We start from the raw sequence: 23,861 nt of genomic DNA on the forward strand, positions 1-23,861 counted from the left end.
TCCTTAATTTATTAATTTATATATTATGTGTCTAAATTATATTACTAAGTGGTAAATTCGTTTACATAATAAAAAAATTCAGCATTAGCTGAATTGGAAATTTGAAAAGAATTATTATTTCTTTTCTTTGTGGTTTGTGTGAGCATTACATTTTGAACAGTATTTTGAAAGTTCAACTTTTTCTGGATGGTTTTTCTTATTTTTCTTAGAAATATAGTTTTCCATTTTACATTCTGTGCACACTAATGTATAACCTTCTCTTGCCATATTTTGCTCCTTTTCTATTTTTTAATTGATATCAATAAAATTCTTTACAATTATAGCAAAAAAACTGAATTTTTTTATTATTTTCAAATGTTAAGGTAGTTTTTTACTATAAATAAAAATCCTTAAGATATTATTATAATAAATTACAGAGGATTTTGTCAAATTTAAGTGCTTTTTTAGGAAAATTTCTAATTTAGTCTGTGAAATTTAAAAAAATTTTTTAGCTAATAGTAAAAATTAAAACAAAGAGCAAAATAAAAATCATATTTCTAATTCTAAAAAATAGGCGCATTTGCAAATATCGTGCATAAAAAATTATTTGGATAAATTTTCTAGTTTGACAAATAAATATTTAAAGTTTTTTCAATACAATTATTTATAGAATAACACACAACAGTAATGTTCGCACCTGAAAGCGATCATTCTTAAATAAACAAAAGGACGAAGAAAAAAATATGAAAAACTTTAAAACTATTATTTTTTCACTAGGATTAACTAGCGTAGCAGCACTTCCAATGGTAGCTGCGCAATGTCAACCAGAAGAAAAACCAGTTGACAAAGTAGATGCTTCAGCAACTGTTAAAGCACCTATTATTGAAGCTTACAAAGCTGTGAGAGAGTCATTAACATCTGACACTCACAAAGCAGCTTTAGACGCTCACGTAAATAAAGAAGCAGAAAATTTAGCTATTCAAAGCTTAGCAGTATTAAAAGCTGTAGAAGATGTTTTACCTGCTAAACACAACAAAAAAGTTGCAGAACTATACAACTTAGTAGCTAATAAACTTAATAGAGCTCTTGTTGATGTCTTAACAACTTCACTAGCTACAACAGCTACAGGTACAGGACTTGAAAGAGTTAAAAATGCATTAAATGCAGAAAAAATGACACAAATTAAGGATGATCTAGCAGATACCTTAATTAATAAAGCTGATGAAATTTCTGATGTTGCAAAAGCAATTTTTGAATCATTAAAAACAAATGAAACTACAAAAAACATTACAACATTAGATAAATTTGTTAATGGAATGACAACATTCTTTAATACTGAAATTAAAGAAGTTGCTAATAAAGTAAAAGCAATGAAAATTGAAGGAAATGCAAGCATGGCAGTTTTAGAACAATTCAAAGCTTTAATGCCAGAATTAAAAACAAAAGCTGCTGCTAAAGCCAAAGAATTACTACCAGTTGAAACTGAATACAACGCAGTTAAAGCAGTTTTAAAATTAAAATATGAAGCATTAGAAGCTGCAGTTAAATCAAACGTTGAATTATTAGTTTCGACTTCTAAAGAACTTGCAACACTAATTGATACATTAACAGCATCAAGCAATTCAAAAACAAGTGCCAAATAATTGGTATAAATAAAAAGAAAGGAAAAGTTAATGTAACCTTATTTACATTAACTTTTTTATTATGAAAAAGAAAACAAGCAAAATTATCTTATCATTATTGCCAGTATGCTCATTAACAGCACTTGCAGTTTCGTGTAATGACACAGCAAGAACTTATGCTAATTCGCAAAATGTGCAAATAGAAAAGACAGATCTTAAGTCACAATTAGATTCTGAAGTAAATAACTATAAAGTAGCCTTAAAAGATCAAGGATTATTAGCAAAATTACCATCAGAAATTACTTTTAATGATCTGACACCTACAATTAAAGAAAGAAAACCACATTTTATTTTCCAATTCGCTGATAAATTAGTTCCTAATCAAACAACTGGAACTTTACAAGTCAAATATTATGTTAGAGCTTTAGATACTGAAAATCAAAAATGAGTTTATTCTGAAATTAAAAGCATTGAAATCTCAGGCTTTAAAAATGATAATAATTTAACTGATGAAGCCTTAGCCACAGTTGAATTAGTAGTTAAACCTTTTGATTACAAAACTAGCTTACCTAGTCAAGCTCTCAAAAAAGATTTTGTTACATTAACTAAATTTAATAAAGACTTATATGAGGCAACATTTGAATTAGTACCTGGTGATGACAAGGGTGAATTATACATATACTACAAATTACAAAACAAAACAACTAAATATATCACATCAAAGAAATCACACGTTATAAAAGGGTTTAAAACTACCTTACAAGCTAATAAGGAACAAGCACAAAATCAACTTAATGCTGATTTAAGTTCTATTGCTCTACTTGCTGTTGATAAAACAATTGATAAAAGCGAAACTAAAGCAAGCCAAATAGAAAATGAAAAGATTGTATTTACAGGGTTGCAAAATGCTAAAGGGATCGTAATTAGTAAACAACATAATGATCAAGATGGTACTTTAAAAGTAACATTTAAATTAAACTCATTAACTTATCCAGAATTATTTTCTGCTGAAAAAACAATTACAATTTCAGGATTTTTAACCAATGGGCAAGTTATAAATAAAATGGACAATGCATTTAGAAAACAACTTCATGCTCAAATTGTTGCCAACCCAATTACCTTTAAATACAAAAATAATGAAGACCATACTCATATATTACCATCATCAACAATGGATGCAGATTATACAGTTGTAAATTCTCAAGAAGTTTTAAATGTAAAAATTAAATCTGTAAATAAAAATGATGTTGATGGAACAGCTTCAATTGTTTATACAGTTTCAAAAACAAATCCAAAAACAAACAACATTGTAGAAACAAACGAAGAACAAGTTGCAAAAATTACAGGATTTTACACTCAAAAACAACAAGAAATTGATACCGAAAAAGGTCGCTTAGCATCTGAAATTGAAAAATTCAATTTACTATTATTAGAAACAGTAAATAAGCAAACAACAAAAGCAAGCACTATCTCTAAAACTGATTTTAATTTAGATGCTTTACCTGCTGATACAAATATTAGCTTAATTTTTACACCAAATGATGAAACTGGAAAATTAAATGTTTCATTTAAATTAATAACTACTAAATCAGGAATTGGAGAATTGGAATCATCAGCTAAATCCTTAGAAATCGATGGTTTCTTAACAAACGAACAAGAAAAAGTTAATAACTTAGCTACAAGCTTTAGCATAGATACATCAAACATTTCATTAGATGCTAGTGTTTATGATGATTCAACATTTAAAAAGACTTATTTATCAAAAAATGAGAAAGAGCCAATTCAAATCACAGATAAAATTAAGTCATTAATTGTTAAACAAATATCAGGAGTTGCTATTGAGATCAAAAGTTTCAGTTATGATATTGATCTTGAAAAAGATATCTTTAAATTCAAATTTGGAATTCAATTAAAAAGTACCGTGAATGAATCAGCAGTTTCAAAAGTTGTAAATGTTGAAATTGATATGATTCCAATAATTGCCAATAGATTCCTTCCAAAATATATCAATGATAATATATCTAGCATTCGAAAAACAACTTATGGAAATAGTTTAGCTGAAAAAATAAAACCAAGCATGATTACTCAAGACCCATCTCTTTTATTTGAAATATCATATAAATTTTTCAGTACAAAAAGAGCAAGTAATACAATTACTATAAAATCATTTGATGATGAAACAGGAAGTGTTGTAATTGCTGTTACAGCAAAAATTGGATCATATTCTCATTCAAAAGACTTTGAAGTTACTGGTTTCTTAAATAATCAAAAATATACTGAACGTGTAAAAGAAGCAGACAAAATTAGAGAAGAATTGAATCAATTTATAAAAACAATTGATTGAAAATCAAATCCAGATATTTCTGCTAAACTTGACAATAAAATGGAACACGAAATAACAGTAGAATTACTAAATTCAATAGTATTCAAGAAAAAAGAAGCACAAATTAGTATTGTTCCTCAATCAATGAATACCTCAAAAGAAACGCATTCATTTACAGTTCAATATAAGCTAAAAAGTACCAAGAAAAACTTTGAAGAAGTTATATCTTCAGATATAGCTACAGGAAGTTATGATAAACTATTTGACTCAAGTATATTTGATAGTATAAAAGCTACTAATAAACAAGAATTAGTGAAAGAAGTAAAAGAAGCTCAATCAACTTATAACATTGCATTAACCAAAACTACAAAAATTCCTGAAAATAAAAAACAACTATTTAATTCAATAAAAGAACAACTATTTACAGAAATTCAAGACAAAATGAGTATAGCTTCAACTATTGCAGCAAAAGATTTCTTTAACTCACTATTAACAGAAAAAGATCACTTAAAAAATATATTTAAAACGTTAGATAAATTATTATATATACAAAACAACTTAAATATCATTTCAGATATGTATGGTGGAATTTATACAACTCCTACTGCAAGTCTTTCATTTGCTGTTAAGTTCTTTGGTGGTACAGTTGTAACTGCTGCAAAAATGATTCATGGTTATTATTTACAACCATTATTCGATAATATTTTTAATTATTTAAAAACAAATCACAAAGTATTTACAAATCCAATTAACCAATATGTTAATAAATCTATTGATCAACATACTTTTACTACAGATGTTAATAAGGAACAATTAAAAACAGCAGTAAATGAATTGATATTAAATGTATTTAATAATTATTCAGATTTCTATCTATCAAGAGATTGACATTACATGGTAGATGGAAAAGAAGATAAAGAAAGCGAAAGATATAAAAAGACAAAAGAAACATGGCCTACTTTAAAACCTGGTCGTACATGATTAGTATCAAAATGAGCTGATATTTGAAGTAGTGATCGCCATGTTGAAAGTGCTGATAAGTTAGTTGAAAAATTATTACAAACTTATAAATTATCTGGTCAAGAAGCAGAATTCATTAAAAATTTAATCCATAAATCAACAGAACCAATTTTTAAAATTGGAATTAATTATGCAAATGTAATGTATAACGACTTATTATCTATTGCATATAAAATCTCAGGTAACGGAGAATAATAATAAGCCTACACCACAGTAAAAAACTGTGGTGTTTTTATAAAATTTACAAAAAATACCTGATATAAATTCAGATATTTTAGCTGATAGTTGGGTGATATAAAGCAGTATTTATACTACTTTTAATCAATACTAAAACGAATACGACTTTGAGTAATAAAGTTATCAATAATATTTAATGTTAAAAAGCTAATGTTTTTATTTTCTCCATTAGCAATTGGTAAAAAAATTTTATCAAAATCCCCTTCTTCTCAGAAATGGGGTATTTCTCACATACCTTGTTCTTTTAATTTTTGAACCATTGCTGGTGAGTAATTTTCTTTATTGTAAGATGATTTAAATGAAAACCCTGTAGTAAAATTATTTAATTCATCTTGGCTAACTCCATATTCTTTATTTTTTAATAGTTCAACATATAATTTAGCCATGTTTTGAATTTTAGCAACATCAACATGACCACCAGGTTGAAAGTTTTTAATCATGATGTATAAAGGTTTGCTAATATTGTCATCAATGTAGTTTCTAAATTCAGAATATTCTTTAAATTCTGGGATAGTAATTTCTTTACTTTCTGGATTTGTTTTTTTGTCACTTGCTTTTTTATCATCTGTGTTTTCATTTACGCAAGACATTGCTGCTAATGGTAAAATACTTGTTGTAGCAATGCTTCCTAAAGCAATAAATAATTTAGTTAGTTTATTCATGTTTTCTCCTATTATTATATGCGTCCATTAATATTATAATACTCTTGTTTAAACTACTATCATCAGAATATACAACTAATATTTCTGCCAGACAATAAATAACAGTATTTGAAAAATATTTATAAAAAATTACTGAATTTTATAAACATTCATGTATAAATCTCAGGTAAATAAAAATAATAATAAACCTACACCATAGTGAAAAACTGTGGTGTTTTTATATAAAAAACTGGACTTAACCAGTTATTTATTAAGCAACATTGCGATTTCTTCTTTGTAAATAGGTCCAGTTTCTGGAATTGGAGTTTCAAGGATTATTGGAATATTATCAAAATCAGGATCAAATACAAATTTTTGTAATGTTTCAAAACCAATAGTTCCTTGACCTATATTTGCATGTCTGTCCTTATGTGATGCAACTTCGTTTTTTGAATCATTTAAGTGAATAACTTTTATATGTTTTAAAAGGTCTCAATCTCTTAATTCTTGTTTAAAAGCTTCATATTCTTGAATATCATAACCTGCATCCCAAATATGACAAGTATCTAAACATACTTGTAATCTTTCATGATCTACTCATTTTAAGACATGTGCAATTTGTTCAAAATTAATTCCTACTTCACTTCCTTTACCTGACATAGTTTCAATACAGATTACTACATCTTTTGTACGTGATAGAATTTCTTTTAATGAATCCACTAATGTATCTAGGGCCTCTTCTACAGGATGTCCAACACTAGCTCCTGGGTGTAATACTAAATATTTAAATCCAGCATAATTCATTCTTTCAATTTCTTGGACTAAGAAATCTATTGCAAATGCACTTTTTTCTGGATTAGAAGGGTTAACAATGTAAGGAGCATGTACTACTACATTTTCCTTAGCAATTTTATCTTGATATTTTTCTTCATATTCCTTAAGGTTATATTTTTCAGTTTCTACTCTACGTACATTTTGTGGAGCCCCTAAATAAATCATCATTGTATTAGCACCATTTGCAATTGATGTTTCACATGATTCAACTAAATAATTTGGTGCCTTAAAAGGCACATGTGAACCTAAAAGTATCATATTTATCTCCTTTATTTTTTATCTTCTTGTTCAATGTTATTTGCAACTGAATTTGAGTTTGATATATCTTCAGTTTTTGCTACTTCGGAATTATTGTTAGTTTTTGTTTTCATTTTCTTAATAGGTTTAATAATGATTTCTTTTGCACTAGCTTCAGCTAAAGCTTCTTTGACCTCTTCTTTAATTTCACCTATTTTTTCTTTTGCTTTTATATGTGTAGTTTCAGTATTGTTTTTAAAGTGCTTTTGCATTTCATTTAAAAATGACCCAGCAATAAGCCCTGAAGGGATTGCAATAATTGCAATTGAAACTAATGAAATAAATGTCACAATTCCTTTGGTTACAGGAGCATGTGGCACAAAATCTCCATATCCTATTGTTGTTAATGTAATTGTTGTGAAGTAAATAGCATTTCAGAAGTTAATTGCATATCCATTCCCTAATGCAGCAATATTTGATTGAATATTTGCAACAGTTAGATCATTTGTGCTTTTTAATTCTGTGAAATATTTATAAAGCGCTAAATTTAACTCATCACCAGTTTTATTAGCTAATTCTGCTAAATTACGATTTTGTTGATATCAATTATATATTTCTGAATCCTTTAGTGTTCTTTGAGTTGCAATGTATTCAATTTTTTGACTACGTAAATAAGTAGCTTCATTGTTTCAGATAATTAAAGCAAAGAGCACAATCATAATTATAATTAAAATAAAGACATATGTAAGCACTCTTCTTTGTTGATTAAACACTTCAGCAATAATGTGAAATGGTGCAAATAAAGTTAAAACAAAGAAGAAACGGATCATTTTAAAAATGGTTAAAGATTTAATGTCACTAAAGAATTTAGCAGCACCACTATCTTTGTAATTTCCTTGTTGGTTCGTAGGTAACATATATTCAACTGCATTAAATGAAGCTAAAATACAAAATAGAATAATAATACCTGTAAATGAAAAGACATATTTATAACAGGCTCTTCAGATTGGCATTTTAGTATCAGCATAATGGATGCGATAAGTTACCATGTGTAAAATGTAATCTATTATAAAAACAAAGAATGTGATAATTTGCATTGTAGCAAGGAAGTTTCCTCATGCATTAATGTTTTCAGTTGGCACTTGAATTAATGATAAGAAAGAAACAAAACATGCAAAAGAAATGATTCCTGCATATAAATAAGTAATTAATCGAATTTTTTTCTTTTCTTTCGCTAATGAGCTTGGAATAGTTGAATTAGATCAAGTCATTAATGAAATAATTTTTAAAATAGTATTTTTATTTTCTAAATTAAGCTTAATTGTTTCCATATATATATTTTATAAAAGTTTTAACTTTTATAAAATTCCTTGCCTGACTTTATTTAAATGGCAAAATAATGTTTTAAATCTAGCACCTTGGGCTAAAAGTTAATAAAAAATGCATCAATAATTGATGCATAATATTATTCTTAAGCAAGTGGTTCTCAAAGTTCAAGGTAAACTTTTGGATTTGTTTCTTTTAATAAAGCTTGATCAACGTATTTGCGATCCACGATTACTGAGAAATTATATTCATCAAATCATGAATCAGACATTGAGTAAACACCTTTATTTCCAGATTTTTCACCTCAAGAGTTTTCCACTTTTCAAGCAACTGGTTTACCTTCGTTAGTTTTAACTCCAACAAAAGCCATTGCATGGTTTAATGAAGAATTAAATAAATCAACTCTAGCTGCTTTGTTTAGATTATTTACTGGTGTAAATAATTCATCATATAAGTATAATTCTGGGTCTAAAACACCTGATTTATTATCAATAAATGGATCAATATCACATCCAAATCAAACTGGCACATTATCTTTTAATGATGCAATAACAGCTTCTTTAATTACATTTAATGGTGCATTAATCATTGAAACTTCACTATCTTGATAAATTGAATTTTGGTATTTAAGAACATATTTTGTTCCTGTTGGATATAAATCACGTGGATCGTGAATTAAGTCAACTTTATTATCAAAATCACTTCCAACAAATTTATCAAAAAATTCTTTTGGTGTAACGTTTTGAACTTTTTGGTATTTATCATCTTTGTCTTTATATTCATATGTGAAAACTTTAGGTGGACGTCCTAAACATTTTGCCACTATGTCATAGACCTCAAATAAAACTTCTTCTCTATATTGGTGCATAGCTTCTAAGCTTTTGCCTTGTTTGTGCATTTGTTTTAGCACATTGTATCCTTGTTTTAGATGTAAGTCAATTTGTTGATTCATTTCATTAGTATTTCCTGATAATGCTGTTTCAGGCATGATGCTTTTTGGAACAGCTCCATATTTTCTTAATAATGAAGCAAATCATTCTCAGTAACCACCATCAGTAGCAGTTGAACGTGAAATTAAATGATAAATTAATCTATCATTTGTGTCTTTGTCAATATTTTCGATTGCTAAATTAAGAAAGGTATTTGCTTTTTCTAGCTTGTCATAAAAAGCAAAGTAATTTTGTGAAAATTCAAATGATTTAACATTTAAATTTTTCATAGCTGCTACTCTAGCCATATTTAATGAAGCAAAAATTCAACATCTACCACTAGAATTTTGAGATGTTATATCTCCAAGTGTTGTTTCAATATCGAAAACAAAGTCATGTTTGATTAAAACTTCATGGTTAATGCAAGTGTTTTTAATGCCATTTTTGATTACAGCATTTTGAATTAATTTATTATTTTCTTTTGCATCAAACTTTTGAGCAAATTTATTTAATGTTTCTAATTTTAATTCCATTTCATTCTCCTTTAAGTCTTATATATGATACAGTTTTTTCATTATTTCAAGGTAATATTATGCTTTTTTTGTTGTAAACAAATATGATAAAATAAATGTATGAATATTACTAGAAAACAAAGACATGCAGAAGCCTTTGAAAGTCAAAGCGTAGCTTCTAGTGCACAATTTTATGCAGTAATGCTTTCAACCTTTTTAGTTGGGCTTATTGCTATGCTTTCTATAGCTGCAGCTTTTAGTGTTTGATTTGGTACCGAATCATTTCAAAGAATAGCACTCAATAACTTTACAGCTATGACTGTGACTTTTATAGTGCTTTTTGTATTAACCTTTATCATAACGATGTTTATAAGTGCGATAAAGAATAATGTTATTAAGTTGTTACTATTCCCAATAATTATTCTGTTTTATGGAATAGTAATCGGAATTGCCTTTTATATCTATTTTATGGTTAGATACAATATAACCGAAATTACATGAAACCTAATTCCACAAATGATTGGGGTTATGCTAATTCCAGCAGGTGTAATGATTGTGGCTGCCATATTAGGACTATTTAATTTAATTAACATTAGAGCATTAGGAATCTTTTCATCATTTTTATTTGTGGCCTTTATAATTACTTTCTTAGTATCATTCTTTGTCTTTAGGGCAGATTGATATGTAATTGTAATTGGTACAGCATTAATCTCAATTAACATGATTATTCAATGATGACAAATTCGTAGAACAGCTGATATGGCTCAATACATGGATGGCAAAGAAATGTGATCACAAGCCATTATATCAGGTGTGATGCTATTTATTTCATATGCACAATTATTATGATATGTAATTACCTTAATGACTGGAAATTCAGGTAGAAAATAAAAAAGTTTATAAAAAAGCTGACATCCTTGTCAGCTTTTTTTATATAACTTTCAGTTAATCTAAATTAAAGTTCTTTTCCATTTACACGGTTACGTTGTAAGTCAATTTCAATAATTTCAGCTTTTAATATCATACCTGGATAATATTGATCAAAAATAGTATTTCCAGCTTCTAGTTTTAAATTACTTACGTGAATAAATAAGCTTTGCTTAATTCCAATGTACATAAAGACACCAAAATCAGTTATATTTTCAACTGTCCCTGAGACAATTGAGCCCACTTTTAAGTCTTCTACATTTGTAATACTGTCTTTTAAAATAAACCCTTGTTTATCATCTAAGATTTTTTTAGTTGGAGTAGCTAAGGCTTGCAATATTAATTCAATTGAATACTTATCTGAATTATATTGTGTAACTAATTTATCTATTTCCAAGGCTGAAACATCAATTCCTTGATCACTTGGTTTTAAATTATAATCATTAATAATATTTAATGCAAGTGCATAAGATTCAGGGTGGATAATTGTTTTATCTAAGAAATTATCTGAAGTAAAAATTCTTAAGAAACCAATACATTGTTCAAATGTTTTTTCACCAATTCCTTTGATGTTTTTAAGTTCAAATCTAGAATTAAAGCTTTTATCAGCTTTATTATTACGATATTCAATAATGTTTTCAGCATTCTTAGGACTAAGACCTGCAATAAAAGTTAAAATATGTTTAGTAGCTGTGTTTAAATCAACTCCAACTTCATTTACTACTTTTTGTACTTTGAAGTCTAAATAATGCTCTAATTCTTTTTGATTTACATCATGTTGATATTGACCAACTCCAATTGATTTAGGATCAATTTTAACTAATTCATTTAATGGGTCTAAGAATTTACGCCCTATATTAATAGCACTACGTTCTTCAACATGTAAATTAGGAAATTCCTCGATAGCTAATTTTGAAGCAGAATATACGCTGGCACCAACTTCGGATACAATAGCATATTTGATATTGAGACCATTTTTCTGAATTAAGTTTGCTATAAATGCTTCTGTTTCACGAGAAGCTGTTCCGTTTCCAATAACTACTATGTCAATTCCGTGTTTCTTTATCATGTCTAAAGTAATTTTATTAGCTTCAGCAATACGTTCTTGTGGTTTATTTGGGAATATCTTATTAATCTCTAAAACATCACCATTTTCATTTAAGGCAGCTAATTTACATCCATTAACAAAAGCTGGATCAATTGCTAAAATACTGTGACCAGAGATTGCTGGTGCAAGTAATAATTTTTCAACTGAGTTAGCAAATATTTGAATACTTGAAGCTTCAGCTTTTGAAAATAAATCAGAAAAGATTTCTCTTTCAACACTAGGCAGAATCAAACGTTTTAAGCTGTCTTTTACTGCTTCAATAATATTGTTTTTATTATTTCTTGTTTTATCAATTTTCTTTAGAATAATAGTTTCTAAAAATCCTTCATTATAGGTGAAACTAAGTTTTAAAATTCCAAGTTTTTCACCACGGTTAATTGCAAGTATATTGTGATTTTTGACATATTTTATTGGAATTGAGTATTCATAATAGTTTTTAAATTTCAATCCTTCGTCTTCTACTTTAGGATTTTGTTTTGTCACTAATGAACCAAATTTCATAATGTCAGACTTGATTTTTTCTCTGATTTCGAAATCTTGTGAAATTCATTGTGCAATAATGTAATTAGCTTGCTCCAAGGCAAATTCAACTGTTTCAACTTCATCAGTTAAATATTTTTTAGCTTCGATCTTAGGATCAAAATTAGGTGATTTATTTTCAAAAATTCTTTTAGCTAAAGGTTCTAAACCTAAAGCAATTGCTTTTGAAGCTTTTGTGACTTTTCCGACTTTAAATGGCTCATAAAGTGCTTCAAGATCGCTTTTTACAGTTGTAGAAAGTATCTTAGCTTTTAATTCCTCAGTAAGTAAGTCTTTTTCTTGCAAAATCTTGATAATTGCTTGTTGTCTATCAAGTAATTCATTTTTGTATTTAAATAATGCTTCAATACGATAAATTTGTTCTTCATCAAGCCCGCCAGTTTTGTCTTTTCTATAACGTGAAATGAATGGAACTGTAGCCCCTTCAGCAAGCATTTCTAAAACAATTTCTACTTGATTTGTTTTTATATTTAATTCTTCTGCAACAAGTTTGATTGCTTGTGTATCCATATATCCTCCAATATTGTTAATAAAAGCCCATAATGGGCTTTTAACATCTTAATTTAATTATATCAAGTTACTATTTAGTAGGTTGTAAATTTTTATGTGTAGGTTTTAATTCATTTTTAACTCAAATGTTGTACATAATTTTTCCATATTTAACATTAACAAAGACAGTTAATATTAAGGAAGTTGTAAACAATATTAAACCTATAACAATTAATGTGATACGAATTGCATCAAATCTTGCTTCGTTAAAGTAGAATAAAGCAAAGTGAATTGTTCCTGAAGCAGAAATAGAAGCAGGGAAGGTTAATGAAGTTCAAGATAAATTATATTTTCATAGTTTTAATGACTTAATTAAGATTGAGTAGTAAAGAGCTACACTGACAGCACCATAACAAAATAGAATAATTGTTACAATTTGGAAAAATGCATCATTATTAAATAATGTCATAGTTAGGTGATCTGAATCACCCATAATTTTAGGTATCACTGTTAAGTCGCCACGATTTGGACTAAATGAAACCAAGAAACCACTAGCAAGCATATTTGCAGGTGAAGCGAAAATTGCCATAGATGGAATATCAGATTCACGACTGTGTGGTTTAAATAAGAATTTGTAGAATACAAATGGATACATAATTAAAAACATTCCAAAGGCCACAAATCAAATAATTTGTCAGTAATATAATGGGATTAAATCACCTAAATCATTTGCATATGCTGTTGAAAGTCCAAGCCCAATTAAAGGAACGAATCAAGAAGCAAATGCTTCACCACGCATAACTTCTTTTTTAATTAAAACAATTTTAATAAATAAGATCATGTAACAAATTTGACATAATGTTGTAGTAAATACTAAAATGTTTGGCCCTATTAGCAAGATATATCTGGTTTTAGCATCCGGAACAAAGTTAGCATAAATTCATCCGAAAGAGTTACCTAGAATACAAAGACTTAAGAAAAGAACCCCAACCATTCCAGCAACGTGTGGAATTTTAATTTCTTCTCAAATTTGTTTTTTATTCATAATATATCTTAAACAAGTTAAAGAAATATAGAATATACAAATACTTATACAAAGAATTTGTAAGGCAAGTTGTATGTATCTAATATTGTAATAATCAAGTTTTAATTGTCTATAGAGTAAATCAAGTAAAAAAGTACCTGTATTAGCAATCCCCATTGTCCCGACTGCTACTCCATTAACACCTAAAGGAGTTGCTGAAATCTTCTCTTTTATGCTTGTATTTATAGCTGATATTTTATCTTTTATATTTGACTTCATAACAGAAGCATTATACACCTTATAAATTTTCATATCTTACAAAGATAAAAAATTTTTTACCACTTAAAATAAGATAAAAAAAATCAGAGCAGTGCTCTGAATAAAAATTATTTTTTCTGTGTTGGATCAATCATTGATTGACTTCTAAAGTTCTTGAATTTAATAATGTGAACTACTAATGGGTTAACTACAGTTTTTGTTAATCCTTGCACAAATAAATAGAATACAGGTGCAAATAAATCACCTAAAACCATTGCTATTGTTGCGTTAACAGTTGAGTTTCAAACTGTTTTTGTTAACAAGTCTTTTTCTGTAATTTCAATCCCTGAAGCCCCTAAGTCCATGTTAGGTCATTTTGTTTTGTCAAATAATCCATTTCCGTCAATTAATGGGTTAACAGAAGGAGTTGTAAATAATGCATCACTTCCACGTCCTTCAAAGAATAAGGCTGGAATTTGTTGTGCCATTCCACGAGCTGGGTTAATTGCAGCTGTCCCTCCTAAAAGTCCCATTCAAACAGATAGTGAAATAATAAACATAATGTATAAATCACGATATTTGTTATTAATGTTTGGTGAGAAGATTGGGAATAATAAGATTGAAGTCATAACTAACTCAATAAAGAAGATTCAAGTTGATCCTGCTGCAATTAATTGGTTTACACTTGTTAACTTAGAATAGTCAACAAATGATTTTTGAGCAGCAGTAATTGCTCCAATCGGTGCATTTGAAATTAATCCATCTTTAGCTGATAATGAACCTCATCAGTAAATTAATGAACCAGCAGCAAAAGCTCCTAAAGTTTGACAAAAGATTTTGTATGTAGTATATCATCCATCATTTGTTCCATTTAAGTATCTATATAACGAAACTGATGGGTTTAAATCACAGCTTCAACGTAGAAAGACAAATAAACAAAATCCAACTACGATAAATCCTGCGTAAAATCCAACGATGATTGGGTGTAACAAGTATGATTCTGCAACCGCACCTGAAGAGGTGTAAATTGAAAGACCTGCAAGTCCTAAGGAAATAAGAATTGTTCCTATAAATTCTGATATACCATGTACCATTCAGGTTTTAAAATCACATGGTTTTTGTGCTTCCATTCTTTTAGATGGTTTTAATTTAAAGAAACTAAAGAGGTCTTTAAAAAATTCAATTACTTTTTGTTTTTTAGTTAAACTAGTCTGGGTATTTAAATAATCATCTTGTATGGTTACTTTATTATCCATTTTGTATTTTTCCATTCTCTAACACTCTTAGTGCTTTAGAGAAATCTCCTTTTTCTGCATTGTCAGCATTTTCAAGTGTTGCCAAGGCAATTTGGCTTAATGCTAAGTCTGTTAAGTAAGCTTGGTGAGAAGTAATTAAAACATTATCCATTTCGATTAATTCTTTTCATTCTGGATCCATAGCTTTTAATTCAGTTATACGTGCTGAAACGTCTTCGTAAAATCTACCTTCTTCTCTTTCAAGAACGTCAGTAGCAAATCCACGAACTTTTCCTGATTTAAGACCATTAATCATTGCTTTTAAATCAACAATTTCACCTCTAGCTGTATTTACTACAATCACACCATCTTTCATAGTGCTAATAGCTGCTTCATCAATTAAGTATCTTGTTGATGGTAGTAAAGGACAGTGAATTGAAATGAAATCACTTTGTTGTAGTAATTCAGTTAATGAAACGAATTCAAAACCAAATTGTTCAGCAAGTTGTGGGAAATTATCTCTAGCAAAGGCATCAAATACTAAAACTCTAGCACCTGTTGCTTTTGCTATTCTGATAAATGTTTGACCAATTTTCCCTGATCCGATAACCCCAATTGTTGAGTTACCAATACATTTACCATCTAATCCATTTAGTGAGAAGTTGTATTTTTGAACTCTTGAGTTAGCAATTAGTAAATTTCTGTTTAATGCAGACATTCCTGCAAAAGCAAATTCACCAATACTTTCTGCTGAATAGTTAAAAATTCTAAATACTTCAATTCCTAATTCATTAGCTTTAGCAACATCGATTTTGTTGTATCCCATTGATCTTTGGAATCAGTATTTAACTCCCATTTTTGCTAATACTTCTAAGATAACTTTATCTCCGTATGTATTAACAAATCCACAAACAGCGTCATAGCCTTGAGCTAATTTCACTGTATCAAGGTTAAGGTTTTCTTTAAAGAATGTAATTTCATGTCTTCCATTGTTGTATTTGTCGAATGACTTTACATCATAGTCTTTAGAATCAAAGAAAGCTATTTTCATATTTTCTCCTACTATAATATTAAATAAGTTTATTTTGTGTATATTATAATATTTTAGAATAAAATAGAAAACATTTAAGACAACTATATATAAGGCTTAAAAGTTTTAAAACATGCATTTTTTCCACTTTTTGTTCATTTACCTAAAAAAATAATTTATATAGTGGAGGTAAATATGAATGACTTATTATTTTATGCATCAAATAAGCACAAAGGAGATTCCTACTTAATCTTCCGTGAAGTAAAGAACTTTAAGCAATTAAGTCGCAAGCAATTGTTAGAATGAAAACAGCTTTATGCAGACAGTGGAGTTCAATATTACACCATCTTAGATGAAAACTATCCAAGTGATTTTAACATCTTGCGTTATCCACCATATGTTTTATATTTTAAAGGGAATGATAAATTATTAACTTATAAACATCGACTTTATTTAGTTGATGAAATTAAAAATCAAATAACAGATTCCTACTTAGATCAAAATATTAAAACACTTGTTAATAACTGTGTACTAGTAACAAATGATTATGAATCTGAAAAAGAAATTATTCAGCTATTTCGTGAAAATAACGGGAAAGTTATCCACATTTTAAAAGAAGGGCTTGATAAAATTAGTTATGCACAAGCTAACTTAAATAATGAATTGTTTATTACACAATATCCACTAGGTGTTCATCCAAAAAGACATTATTTTAAAGAAGCTAATATTATTGCATCTATTTTATCCACACAATTAGTAGCTTTTTCTTTATTAGAAAATTCTAAAGCCTTTAATCTTATAAATTATTTTAATGATGTTGGAAAAGAAATTAATTGTTTTCCTAGCACACAAGCAAATGATGGTAATGATATTTTAATTAAAAGTGGTGCAAACTATATTACTAAAATTTCAGAATGCATATAAAGAAAAAATGTGCCCATAAGGAGCACATTTTATAATATATTAATTTTGTTTTTCAGGGTATACTGAAACATACTTTCTGTTTCTTCTGCTTTCGTATTTTACATAACCATCGATTTTTGTAAATAAAGTATCGTCTCCACCACGACCAACATTTTGTCCAGGGAAGATTTTTGTTCCTCTTTGACGATAAATGATTGATCCTGCTGTTGCGAATTGTCCATCACCTAACTTAGCACCTAGACGTTTTGAGTGTGAATCACGCCCGTTACGAGTAGATCCACCGGCTTTCGTATGTGCCATAGTCTAATTAACCTGCAATTCCTGTGATTTTAACACGTGTATATGGTTGACGATGTCCAAGTTTTCTCTTGTGAGTAGATTTCGCATTGTGACGATAAACAACGATTTTTTTCGCTTTACCTTGTTTTTCGATAGTTCCTGTTACGACAGCACCTTCTAAGTATGGTCTACCAATTTTGTCATCAACAAGTAAAACTTTGTCAAATTTTACTTCTGAGTTTTCTTCACCTTCGATTTTTTCGATGAAGATTGTTTGACCTTCTTTAACTAAAAGTTGTTTCCCACCTGTTTCGATAATTGCTAACATGCAATACCTCCAAAATAGTGGCTCGTCTTTAAGGTGGCATATGCACTTAATAACCTTTTCAGTACGGTTACTTGAAGTAACATGCATATTATACCCTCTTTAATAAAAATAAAAAGTTAAAATAAAATGTAATTTTCTAAGATTTTTGGAGAATTTTTTTCATCATTATCTCATTTATATTCTGCATCTTTTGTTTTATAAGACCCTGAGGTAGACTTAAAAGATTTAAACAGGCTGACAAATTGTGAAACAACACCAATAACTGAAGCAGTAACTGATAAAATAGCAGTAATACCAATACCAGGAGTTACGTTACTAAGTTGATTAGTTTCAATTTTTTCTAACTCATTTAATTTCATACAAACCTCCTTTCATTATATAAATAATTTCTTTAATAAAGTGGACAAAAAAAGAACAATAGAAACTATTGTTCTACGAATTCTGTATTGAATGATCCATTAACACTACGTACTGAAAGCGTTGAAATTCAAATGTTTGGATCAACCAGTTTTAAATCATTAATAATATTTTTAGTTTCAAGTAATAAAGCTACAGTTTCAATTTTGTATGAGTATTTTCCTGTGTAACCTGATTTAAATCTAACTAGTCTATAACTGTGTCAGTAATTAATTAGTTTAAAGTAGGCAATTACTTTTTCAGGTTCGCTTGAAATAATAGTTAATTTAACTTTCTTGTATTTTGGATATAAAAGACTTACTACAAAGTTTGTTACAAGTAAGTAAGCAAAGGTTGATAATTCTCTCATTCCAAAGATTTCACCATTCACATTAGGTCTTACAAACCCATAAATAATTAAGAAGGCACAAGCTGTAAAGAAAGCAACAGTTGCTAGAATTCCACCAACGCTCTTTTTGTATTTAGTTGAGAAGAAGTAAGCAATAATATCTGTTCCACCTGTTGATCCACCCGCTTTTCATGAAAGAGCAATTCCAACCCCAATGAAAGCTGCTCCAATGCATCCATAAAGAAGAATTGGTCAAGTTTCGCCATTAGCATATCATACAAGTTGGTTAGTTTGTTCAAGTGTTAAAGAATTAATTACATTCATTGGAATATCAGAACTCAATGGCACATTATTTTCTAAATAATCAAAGACTTTATTTAGTGGAACTTGTAATCATTCAGAACTTGGAAGCGTATCAGTTGCTTCAATCACTCTTAATTCTTTTAAATCATTGTTGTATATTAATTTATAGTCATTAAAATCATTATGTACAAAATTAATTTTTTCAAATAAGAACACATGTACATCATGTTGTGTGAAAATAAAGTTAGTGACCTGTAAAAAGAGCATGAAAACTAGTGTATAAATTAAGAAACTGCGTTTTACTTTCTTTCAAAAGATTAAAAATAAAGGTAAGTTGCAAGCAAAATAAATCAATGCAAAGTATGAACGTAACACTGGGAATAAATATTGCAAGATCGTCGGTATCCCTGTAATTCCAGAAGGGATAGTATCTGATTTGGCTAAGAAAATATGAATTCCAAAGTTAAATACAAAGGCAGCTAAAAAAAGTAAAACAAATTTAAATCAATTTCTTTTTACTGATTCTTTAAAGCTTAATTTCTTAGTATTCTTGGTGTTGTTTAATAAATATTTACCCATTTTGTATTTTAAGTATTCTTCTTCACAGATAACTTTTTCAGTATTAATTAGTGAGTTAGAATCATGTCCAACGGGATAAAAATTATTATTTACTTTTTTGTTTACCATTTCTTTTCAAATTTTTCTGCGTACCTTGTCATTTGAAGTAGGATACTTAAATTTGTGTTTGGTCTCATTTGAATTAGTTTGCTTCATCATTGCTTAATTTTACAACATTTTGAAAAGAAAAATCATAGTTTTTATAACTATGATTCAGTATTAGTTGTTTTTTCTTTCTTTTCTTTAATAATTTCTGTAATAGTTGTTACAACTATTGTACACATAATTAAAATTACTCCAAGGAAGACAGTTAGATCAGCAAAATTGAATGTTCCTCTGTCTAATCAAGGTAAGAAGAATTCGTCTTTGACATAGCCACTAAAAGCAACTCTATCAGTCGCATTGCCTAAATCACCAGCAAGCAAGATTCCAAAGAAGGCACAGTATAATAAAGTTCTTTTTGATGGGTATAAAGGTACTAGTAAGATAAATATCGCAATAATAAAGCTAACAGTTTGAATAAAGCTTATATTATTTGTAGTTAAGAAAGTAACACCTTTATGTCAAATACTTCTAATTCCAAAGATTCCACCATAGACTGTTCAATGGTCTTTACTTGGAAAAATATACTCAGGATTAATGTTGTTTAGTGCGCCATCATTTATATGTCAAGTATTTTTCCCAGCAGCTTCCATTGCATTTACATCTACGTGATAGAATAATAAGGTTTTAGTAACTTGATCAATTGCAAAAAAGATAAAGAAGGCTGATAACAAAATTGCATAACCTGCAATAATCTTTTTTCAATTACTTTTGAAGTATTTTTGATAATTTGTTCAATGTGATTGTAATTTACTCATAGTATTATTCTACTATTTTAGAAATTATTTCAAAACAAAGAGGACATAAGTCGTCATGCATTTCTTCAGCTGTGAAGTGATTTCAACATCTAGCACATTTAACCGAATTAAATGTTTCAAGTTTCAATTCACTTCCAGGCACTATTTTTCCAACCATTAATAAGGTTTTTAAATCAAGTGAATTAATGAATTCTGATTGTTGAGGTAAGATTAAGGCTACTTCATTTGACCGCTTAATTAAACCATTTTTAGTTGCTTCATCAATTAAGACATTAACTTTGCTACGTAAGTCGAAGAATTCATTAAATTGCTCTAAAACTTTTTGATCTACACTAAAGTTTTTATCATATCCTTCAAACATGATTGATTCATGTTTTTGAACTTTATTAAAGTGTGAATATGCTTCTTCAATTGTAGTTGGTAAAATAGGTGCTAAAGCCATTAATAAGAAATCTAAAATTTCATATAAGTTAGCAAGAACCATAAGTCTTTCAGCATCATTAAATTCTCTAATGTATAAGATGTCTTTAGTTACTGAAAGATAAAAAGAGGATAAGTCAACAATGTAATTATTGATTAATTTAATTACGTTAATAAATTTGTATTCATCATATGCAGCAAATACATCAGCTTTTAATTTATTTAATTGTTCTTTAATGTATAGATGAATTCCTGTTCTAGCTGTATTTGCTTGGTATGAGTAACCATCTAAGTTACCTAAAATAAATTTTATTGTATTACGTATTTTACGGTAGATTTCAGTATTTTGGTCTAAGATCTCATTTGAAATTGAAACATCGTTTGTATATTCACTATTTGCTACTCAAAGACGTAAAATATCAGCACCACGTTTTTGAATTACATCAACTGGGGCAACTATATTTCCTTTTGATTTAGACATCTTTTCACCCTTACCATCAAGCACAAATCCATGTGAGATTAAATTACGGTATGGCGTTACTCCTTTATAAGCTACAGAAGTAATAATTGAAGAGTTAAATCAACCTCTGTATTGATCGATTCCTTCTAAGTAAAGATCATAAGGTGAAGCAACATTAGGAGCAATATTTGCAGCTACTGATGAAACTCCAGAGTCAAATCAAACATCCATGATATCCATTTCACGAGTAAAGTTTTGACCTTGATATTTAGGTAATAATAAAGCTTCTGTGTCTCATTCTCATCAAATGTCACTACCGTGTTGTTTTACTAGGTTTATAATGTGGTCAAATTGTTCTTTATCAACAATTGCTTCACCATTAGCATCGTAAAAGATAATTAATGGTAATCCTCATGTTCTTTGACGCGAAATAGTTCAATCATGTCTATTTTCAATCATTTGGAATAGTCTGCGTTTTGCTCATTCTGGATAAGTGTTAACTCCAGTGTCAATTTGTTCTAAGATTTGGTTTCTAATTTTATCAATTGAAACGAATCATTGAGGTGTCCCTCTAAAAATAATTGGTTGGTGTGTTCTTCAATCATGTGGATATGAGTGTTTTACTCATTGGAAGTGAACTAAATCATCACCTAAAAACTCTGAAATTTCCTTATTAGCATCAGCATAAAATTTACCATCAAATTGTGTATTAGTATTTTCAATGTATCCTTTATCTGACACGTGCATAATGTTTTCAAGATTGTTTTTTAATCCGATCATGAAATCATCTTCCCCAAACATTGGAGCAATATGAACAATACCTGTACCAGATTCATTTGTAACATGGTGTCCAATGACAGCTGGTGCTAATTTATGTAAAATAGGAGTTAAATAAAAGACTTCTTTATTTTCAATTTCTTGACCATAAAATGAGTCAACAATTTCGCTTTCTCAATTAATTTTATCAACAAAGTCTTGATATAAGTCTTTAGCCATTACATATCTTCTTCCATCATGTTTAAATACAACGTATTCAATATCTCTACCTAAAGCTACTCCAGCATTTGCAATTAATGTTCAAGGTGTAGTAGTTCAAACAATAAAGCTATCTCCAGCTTGTACTTTTGCAAAGTCAGATTGCTTAACATGCATTTTGACATAAATAGAAGGGCTTTTAACATCTTGATATTCAACTTCAGCTTCAGCTAGTGCACTTTGTGAAGATGGTGATCAGTAAATTGGTTTTAATCCTTTATAAACTAAACCATCAAGCATCATTTTAGCAAACACTTCTAGTTGTTTTGCTTCATATTCTGGTGCAAGTGTAACATATATTTTTTCAAAGTCAGCAAACATTTGAAGTTGAACAAATTGAGCCTTTTGTCTTTCAACTTGACTTAAAGCGTAAGCATGCGCTTTTTTACGTAATGTAACTGGATCTAATTCATCTTTTGAGACATTCATTTCTTGAAGCATTTTGTGTTCAATAGGTAATCCATGTGTATCTCAACCAGGAACATATGGTGAATAGTATCCACTTAAGGTTTTGTATCTAACAATAAAGTCTTTAAGAATTTTGTTTAAAGCATGACCTACGTGAATATCGCCATTAGCGTAAGGAGGACCATCATGTAAAATAAAATGAGGATCATTTTTATGTAATTCAAGTACTTTTTTATAAACTTGGTTTTTTAACATTTGTTCTCTGAATAGAGGTTCTTTTGTAGTAAGATTAGCTCTCATTTCAAATGCTGTATTAGGCATATTGAGTGTTTTTTTGTAATCCATTGTTATTATCCTTTCATTATGAAAATTTTATTAAAAATAAAATAAAATTCCTCTATTTTATTAACATTTTTTTGCTAACAAAATAGAGGAATTTTTGGTGGCCTCGGCAGGAATCGAACCAGCGACACACAGAGCTTCAATCTGTTGCTCTACCAACTGAGCTACAAGGCCAAAATGGCGGTCCAGACGGGAATTGAACCCGCGATCTCCTCCGTGACAGGGAGGCGTATTAAACCACTTTACCACTGGACCATGGTTGCAGAGGAAAGAATTGAACTTTCGACCTTCGGGTTATGAGCCCGACGAGCTTCCACTGCTCCACTCTGCTATAACTTTATACTATTTAAGTTGGCGGGTGATGAGGGATTCGAACCCCCGCGGGCCGTGAAGCCCCTGCTAGTTTTCAAGACTAGTCCCTTCAGCCAGACTTGGGTAATCACCCTTGGTGGACCCAACAGGACTCGAACCTGTAACCGACCGGTTATGAGCCGGTTGCTCTAACCATTGAGCTATAGGTCCGACTGTTAGTCAGTTTTAAATAGTATAAAAATGGTAGCACCGATGAGATTCGAACTCATGACCTTCCGGGTATGAACCGGATGCTCTAACCAACTGAGCTACAGTGCCATAAATGGTGGAGAGTATGGGATTCGAACCCACCACCTCCTGCGTGCAAGGCAGGCGCTCTAGCCAAATGAGCTAACCCCCCATAAATGGTGAAGAAGACAGGATTTGAACCTGCGACCACTACAGCCCAAATGTAGTGCTCTACCAAACTGAGCTACTTCTCCAAGAACTGCGTTTATATTATACTATAACTTTTTTTAGTTCCAAAAAATTTTTTTATGTTCTTTGGAAACTGAAT

19 protein-coding genes and 8 tRNA genes are annotated in these 23,861 nt (G+C 29.2%); 4 read left to right on the forward strand and 23 right to left on the reverse strand.

Annotated elements, in window-relative coordinates:
* Positions 1-114 precede the first annotated feature (114 nt).
* Positions 115-267 carry a 50S ribosomal protein L33 gene (gene rpmG / locus ACM0L0_RS02990; protein WP_078747366.1) on the reverse strand — a complete coding sequence of 51 codons (153 nt, stop codon included), beginning with the start codon at positions 265-267 and terminating at the stop codon, positions 115-117.
* A gap of 455 nt (positions 268-722) precedes the next feature.
* On the opposite strand from rpmG, the gene ACM0L0_RS02995 reads away from it, so the two are divergent.
* Positions 723-1,622: a hypothetical protein gene (locus ACM0L0_RS02995; protein WP_416738494.1), complete on the forward strand. Its 900-nt coding sequence runs from the start codon at positions 723-725 to the stop codon at positions 1,620-1,622.
* Between the two features lie 61 nt (positions 1,623-1,683).
* The gene (locus ACM0L0_RS03000; protein WP_416738495.1) at positions 1,684-5,139 is read left to right on the forward strand and encodes a lipoprotein 17-related variable surface protein; all 3,456 of its coding nucleotides are present in this window, start codon (positions 1,684-1,686) and stop codon (positions 5,137-5,139) included.
* A 122-nt stretch (positions 5,140-5,261) separates the two neighbouring features.
* Here the strand turns inward: ACM0L0_RS03000 and ACM0L0_RS03005 are convergent, their stop codons facing one another.
* The 4 genes from ACM0L0_RS03005 to ACM0L0_RS03020 all read right to left on the reverse strand — a co-directional run bounded on the left by ACM0L0_RS03005 (position 5,262) and on the right by ACM0L0_RS03020 (position 9,681).
* Positions 5,262-5,843, reverse strand: a complete 582-nt coding sequence (locus ACM0L0_RS03005) for a hypothetical protein (RefSeq protein WP_416738496.1) — start codon at positions 5,841-5,843, stop codon at positions 5,262-5,264.
* Between the two features lie 243 nt (positions 5,844-6,086).
* Positions 6,087-6,914, reverse strand: coding sequence for a deoxyribonuclease IV (locus ACM0L0_RS03010; protein WP_416738497.1), 828 nt, complete (start codon positions 6,912-6,914; stop codon positions 6,087-6,089).
* Between the two features lie 11 nt (positions 6,915-6,925).
* On the reverse strand, positions 6,926-8,224 hold the full coding sequence (locus ACM0L0_RS03015; protein WP_416738498.1) for a potassium channel family protein: 1,299 nt from the start codon (positions 8,222-8,224) through the stop codon (positions 6,926-6,928).
* Between the two features lie 140 nt (positions 8,225-8,364).
* Entirely contained in the window at positions 8,365-9,681 is a 1,317-nt protein-coding gene (locus ACM0L0_RS03020) for an aminopeptidase C (protein ID WP_416738499.1), read from the reverse strand.
* A gap of 99 nt (positions 9,682-9,780) precedes the next feature.
* Between ACM0L0_RS03020 and ACM0L0_RS03025 the strand changes: the two genes are divergently transcribed.
* Positions 9,781-10,551: an MAG0110 family membrane protein gene (locus ACM0L0_RS03025; protein WP_416738500.1), complete on the forward strand. Its 771-nt coding sequence runs from the start codon at positions 9,781-9,783 to the stop codon at positions 10,549-10,551.
* Between the two features lie 64 nt (positions 10,552-10,615).
* On the opposite strand, the gene ACM0L0_RS03030 is transcribed toward ACM0L0_RS03025, so the two are convergent.
* The 4 genes from ACM0L0_RS03030 to ACM0L0_RS03045 all read right to left on the reverse strand — a co-directional run bounded on the left by ACM0L0_RS03030 (position 10,616) and on the right by ACM0L0_RS03045 (position 16,292).
* Entirely contained in the window at positions 10,616-12,745 is a 2,130-nt protein-coding gene (locus ACM0L0_RS03030; protein ID WP_416738501.1) for a Tex-like N-terminal domain-containing protein, read from the reverse strand.
* Between the two features lie 70 nt (positions 12,746-12,815).
* Complete coding sequence (locus tag ACM0L0_RS03035) at positions 12,816-14,027, reverse strand: hypothetical protein (protein WP_416738502.1); 1,212 nt, start codon at positions 14,025-14,027, stop codon at positions 12,816-12,818.
* 107 nt (positions 14,028-14,134) lie between these two features.
* Positions 14,135-15,277: an aquaporin gene (locus tag ACM0L0_RS03040; RefSeq protein ID WP_416738503.1), complete on the reverse strand. Its 1,143-nt coding sequence runs from the start codon at positions 15,275-15,277 to the stop codon at positions 14,135-14,137.
* Positions 15,255-16,292: an NAD(P)-dependent oxidoreductase gene (locus tag ACM0L0_RS03045; protein ID WP_416738504.1), complete on the reverse strand. Its 1,038-nt coding sequence runs from the start codon at positions 16,290-16,292 to the stop codon at positions 15,255-15,257. Before ACM0L0_RS03045 ends, ACM0L0_RS03040 begins: the two co-directional genes overlap by 23 nt.
* A 174-nt stretch (positions 16,293-16,466) precedes the next feature.
* Between ACM0L0_RS03045 and ACM0L0_RS03050 the strand changes: the two genes are divergently transcribed.
* Positions 16,467-17,195: a hypothetical protein gene (locus ACM0L0_RS03050; RefSeq protein ID WP_416738505.1), complete on the forward strand. Its 729-nt coding sequence runs from the start codon at positions 16,467-16,469 to the stop codon at positions 17,193-17,195.
* A 39-nt stretch (positions 17,196-17,234) separates the two neighbouring features.
* Here ACM0L0_RS03050 and rpmA read toward each other — a convergent pair whose 3' ends face one another.
* From rpmA to ACM0L0_RS03120, 14 genes are all read right to left on the reverse strand, one after another.
* Entirely contained in the window at positions 17,235-17,495 is a 261-nt protein-coding gene (gene rpmA, locus ACM0L0_RS03055) for a 50S ribosomal protein L27 (RefSeq protein WP_416738506.1), read from the reverse strand.
* A gap of 7 nt (positions 17,496-17,502) precedes the next feature.
* Positions 17,503-17,802 carry a 50S ribosomal protein L21 gene (rplU, locus tag ACM0L0_RS03060; RefSeq protein ID WP_416738507.1) on the reverse strand — a complete coding sequence of 100 codons (300 nt, stop codon included), beginning with the start codon at positions 17,800-17,802 and terminating at the stop codon, positions 17,503-17,505.
* Between the two features lie 116 nt (positions 17,803-17,918).
* The gene (locus ACM0L0_RS03065; RefSeq protein WP_416738508.1) at positions 17,919-18,161 is read right to left on the reverse strand and encodes a hypothetical protein; all 243 of its coding nucleotides are present in this window, start codon (positions 18,159-18,161) and stop codon (positions 17,919-17,921) included.
* A gap of 65 nt (positions 18,162-18,226) precedes the next feature.
* Positions 18,227-19,627 (reverse strand): YitT family protein, encoded by a 1,401-nt coding sequence (locus tag ACM0L0_RS03070; protein WP_416738509.1) that lies wholly within the window; start codon positions 19,625-19,627, stop codon positions 18,227-18,229.
* A 47-nt stretch (positions 19,628-19,674) separates the two neighbouring features.
* Positions 19,675-20,328 carry a signal peptidase II gene (locus ACM0L0_RS03075; RefSeq protein ID WP_416738510.1) on the reverse strand — a complete coding sequence of 218 codons (654 nt, stop codon included), beginning with the start codon at positions 20,326-20,328 and terminating at the stop codon, positions 19,675-19,677.
* A gap of 4 nt (positions 20,329-20,332) precedes the next feature.
* On the reverse strand, positions 20,333-22,996 hold the full coding sequence (ileS, locus tag ACM0L0_RS03080) for an isoleucine--tRNA ligase (RefSeq protein WP_416738511.1): 2,664 nt from the start codon (positions 22,994-22,996) through the stop codon (positions 20,333-20,335).
* Between the two features lie 95 nt (positions 22,997-23,091).
* Positions 23,092-23,167, reverse strand: a tRNA-Phe gene (locus tag ACM0L0_RS03085).
* A gap of 4 nt (positions 23,168-23,171) precedes the next feature.
* A tRNA-Asp gene (locus tag ACM0L0_RS03090) sits at positions 23,172-23,248 on the reverse strand.
* Between the two features lies 1 nt (position 23,249).
* Positions 23,250-23,324, reverse strand: a tRNA-Met gene (locus tag ACM0L0_RS03095).
* 21 nt (positions 23,325-23,345) lie between these two features.
* Positions 23,346-23,438: transfer RNA gene (locus tag ACM0L0_RS03100), tRNA-Ser, on the reverse strand.
* Position 23,439: 1 nt separating this feature from the next.
* Positions 23,440-23,515: transfer RNA gene (locus ACM0L0_RS03105), tRNA-Ile, on the reverse strand.
* A 31-nt stretch (positions 23,516-23,546) separates the two neighbouring features.
* Positions 23,547-23,623: transfer RNA gene (locus ACM0L0_RS03110), tRNA-Met, on the reverse strand.
* Between the two features lie 5 nt (positions 23,624-23,628).
* Positions 23,629-23,705 (reverse strand) — tRNA-Ala (locus ACM0L0_RS03115).
* 5 nt (positions 23,706-23,710) lie between these two features.
* Positions 23,711-23,787: transfer RNA gene (locus ACM0L0_RS03120), tRNA-Pro, on the reverse strand.
* Positions 23,788-23,861 lie beyond the last annotated feature (74 nt).

The sequence above is a fragment of the Mycoplasma razini genome (assembly GCF_048076865.1).
Classification (GTDB): domain Bacteria; phylum Bacillota_I; class Bacilli_A; order Mycoplasmatales; family Metamycoplasmataceae; genus Mycoplasmopsis.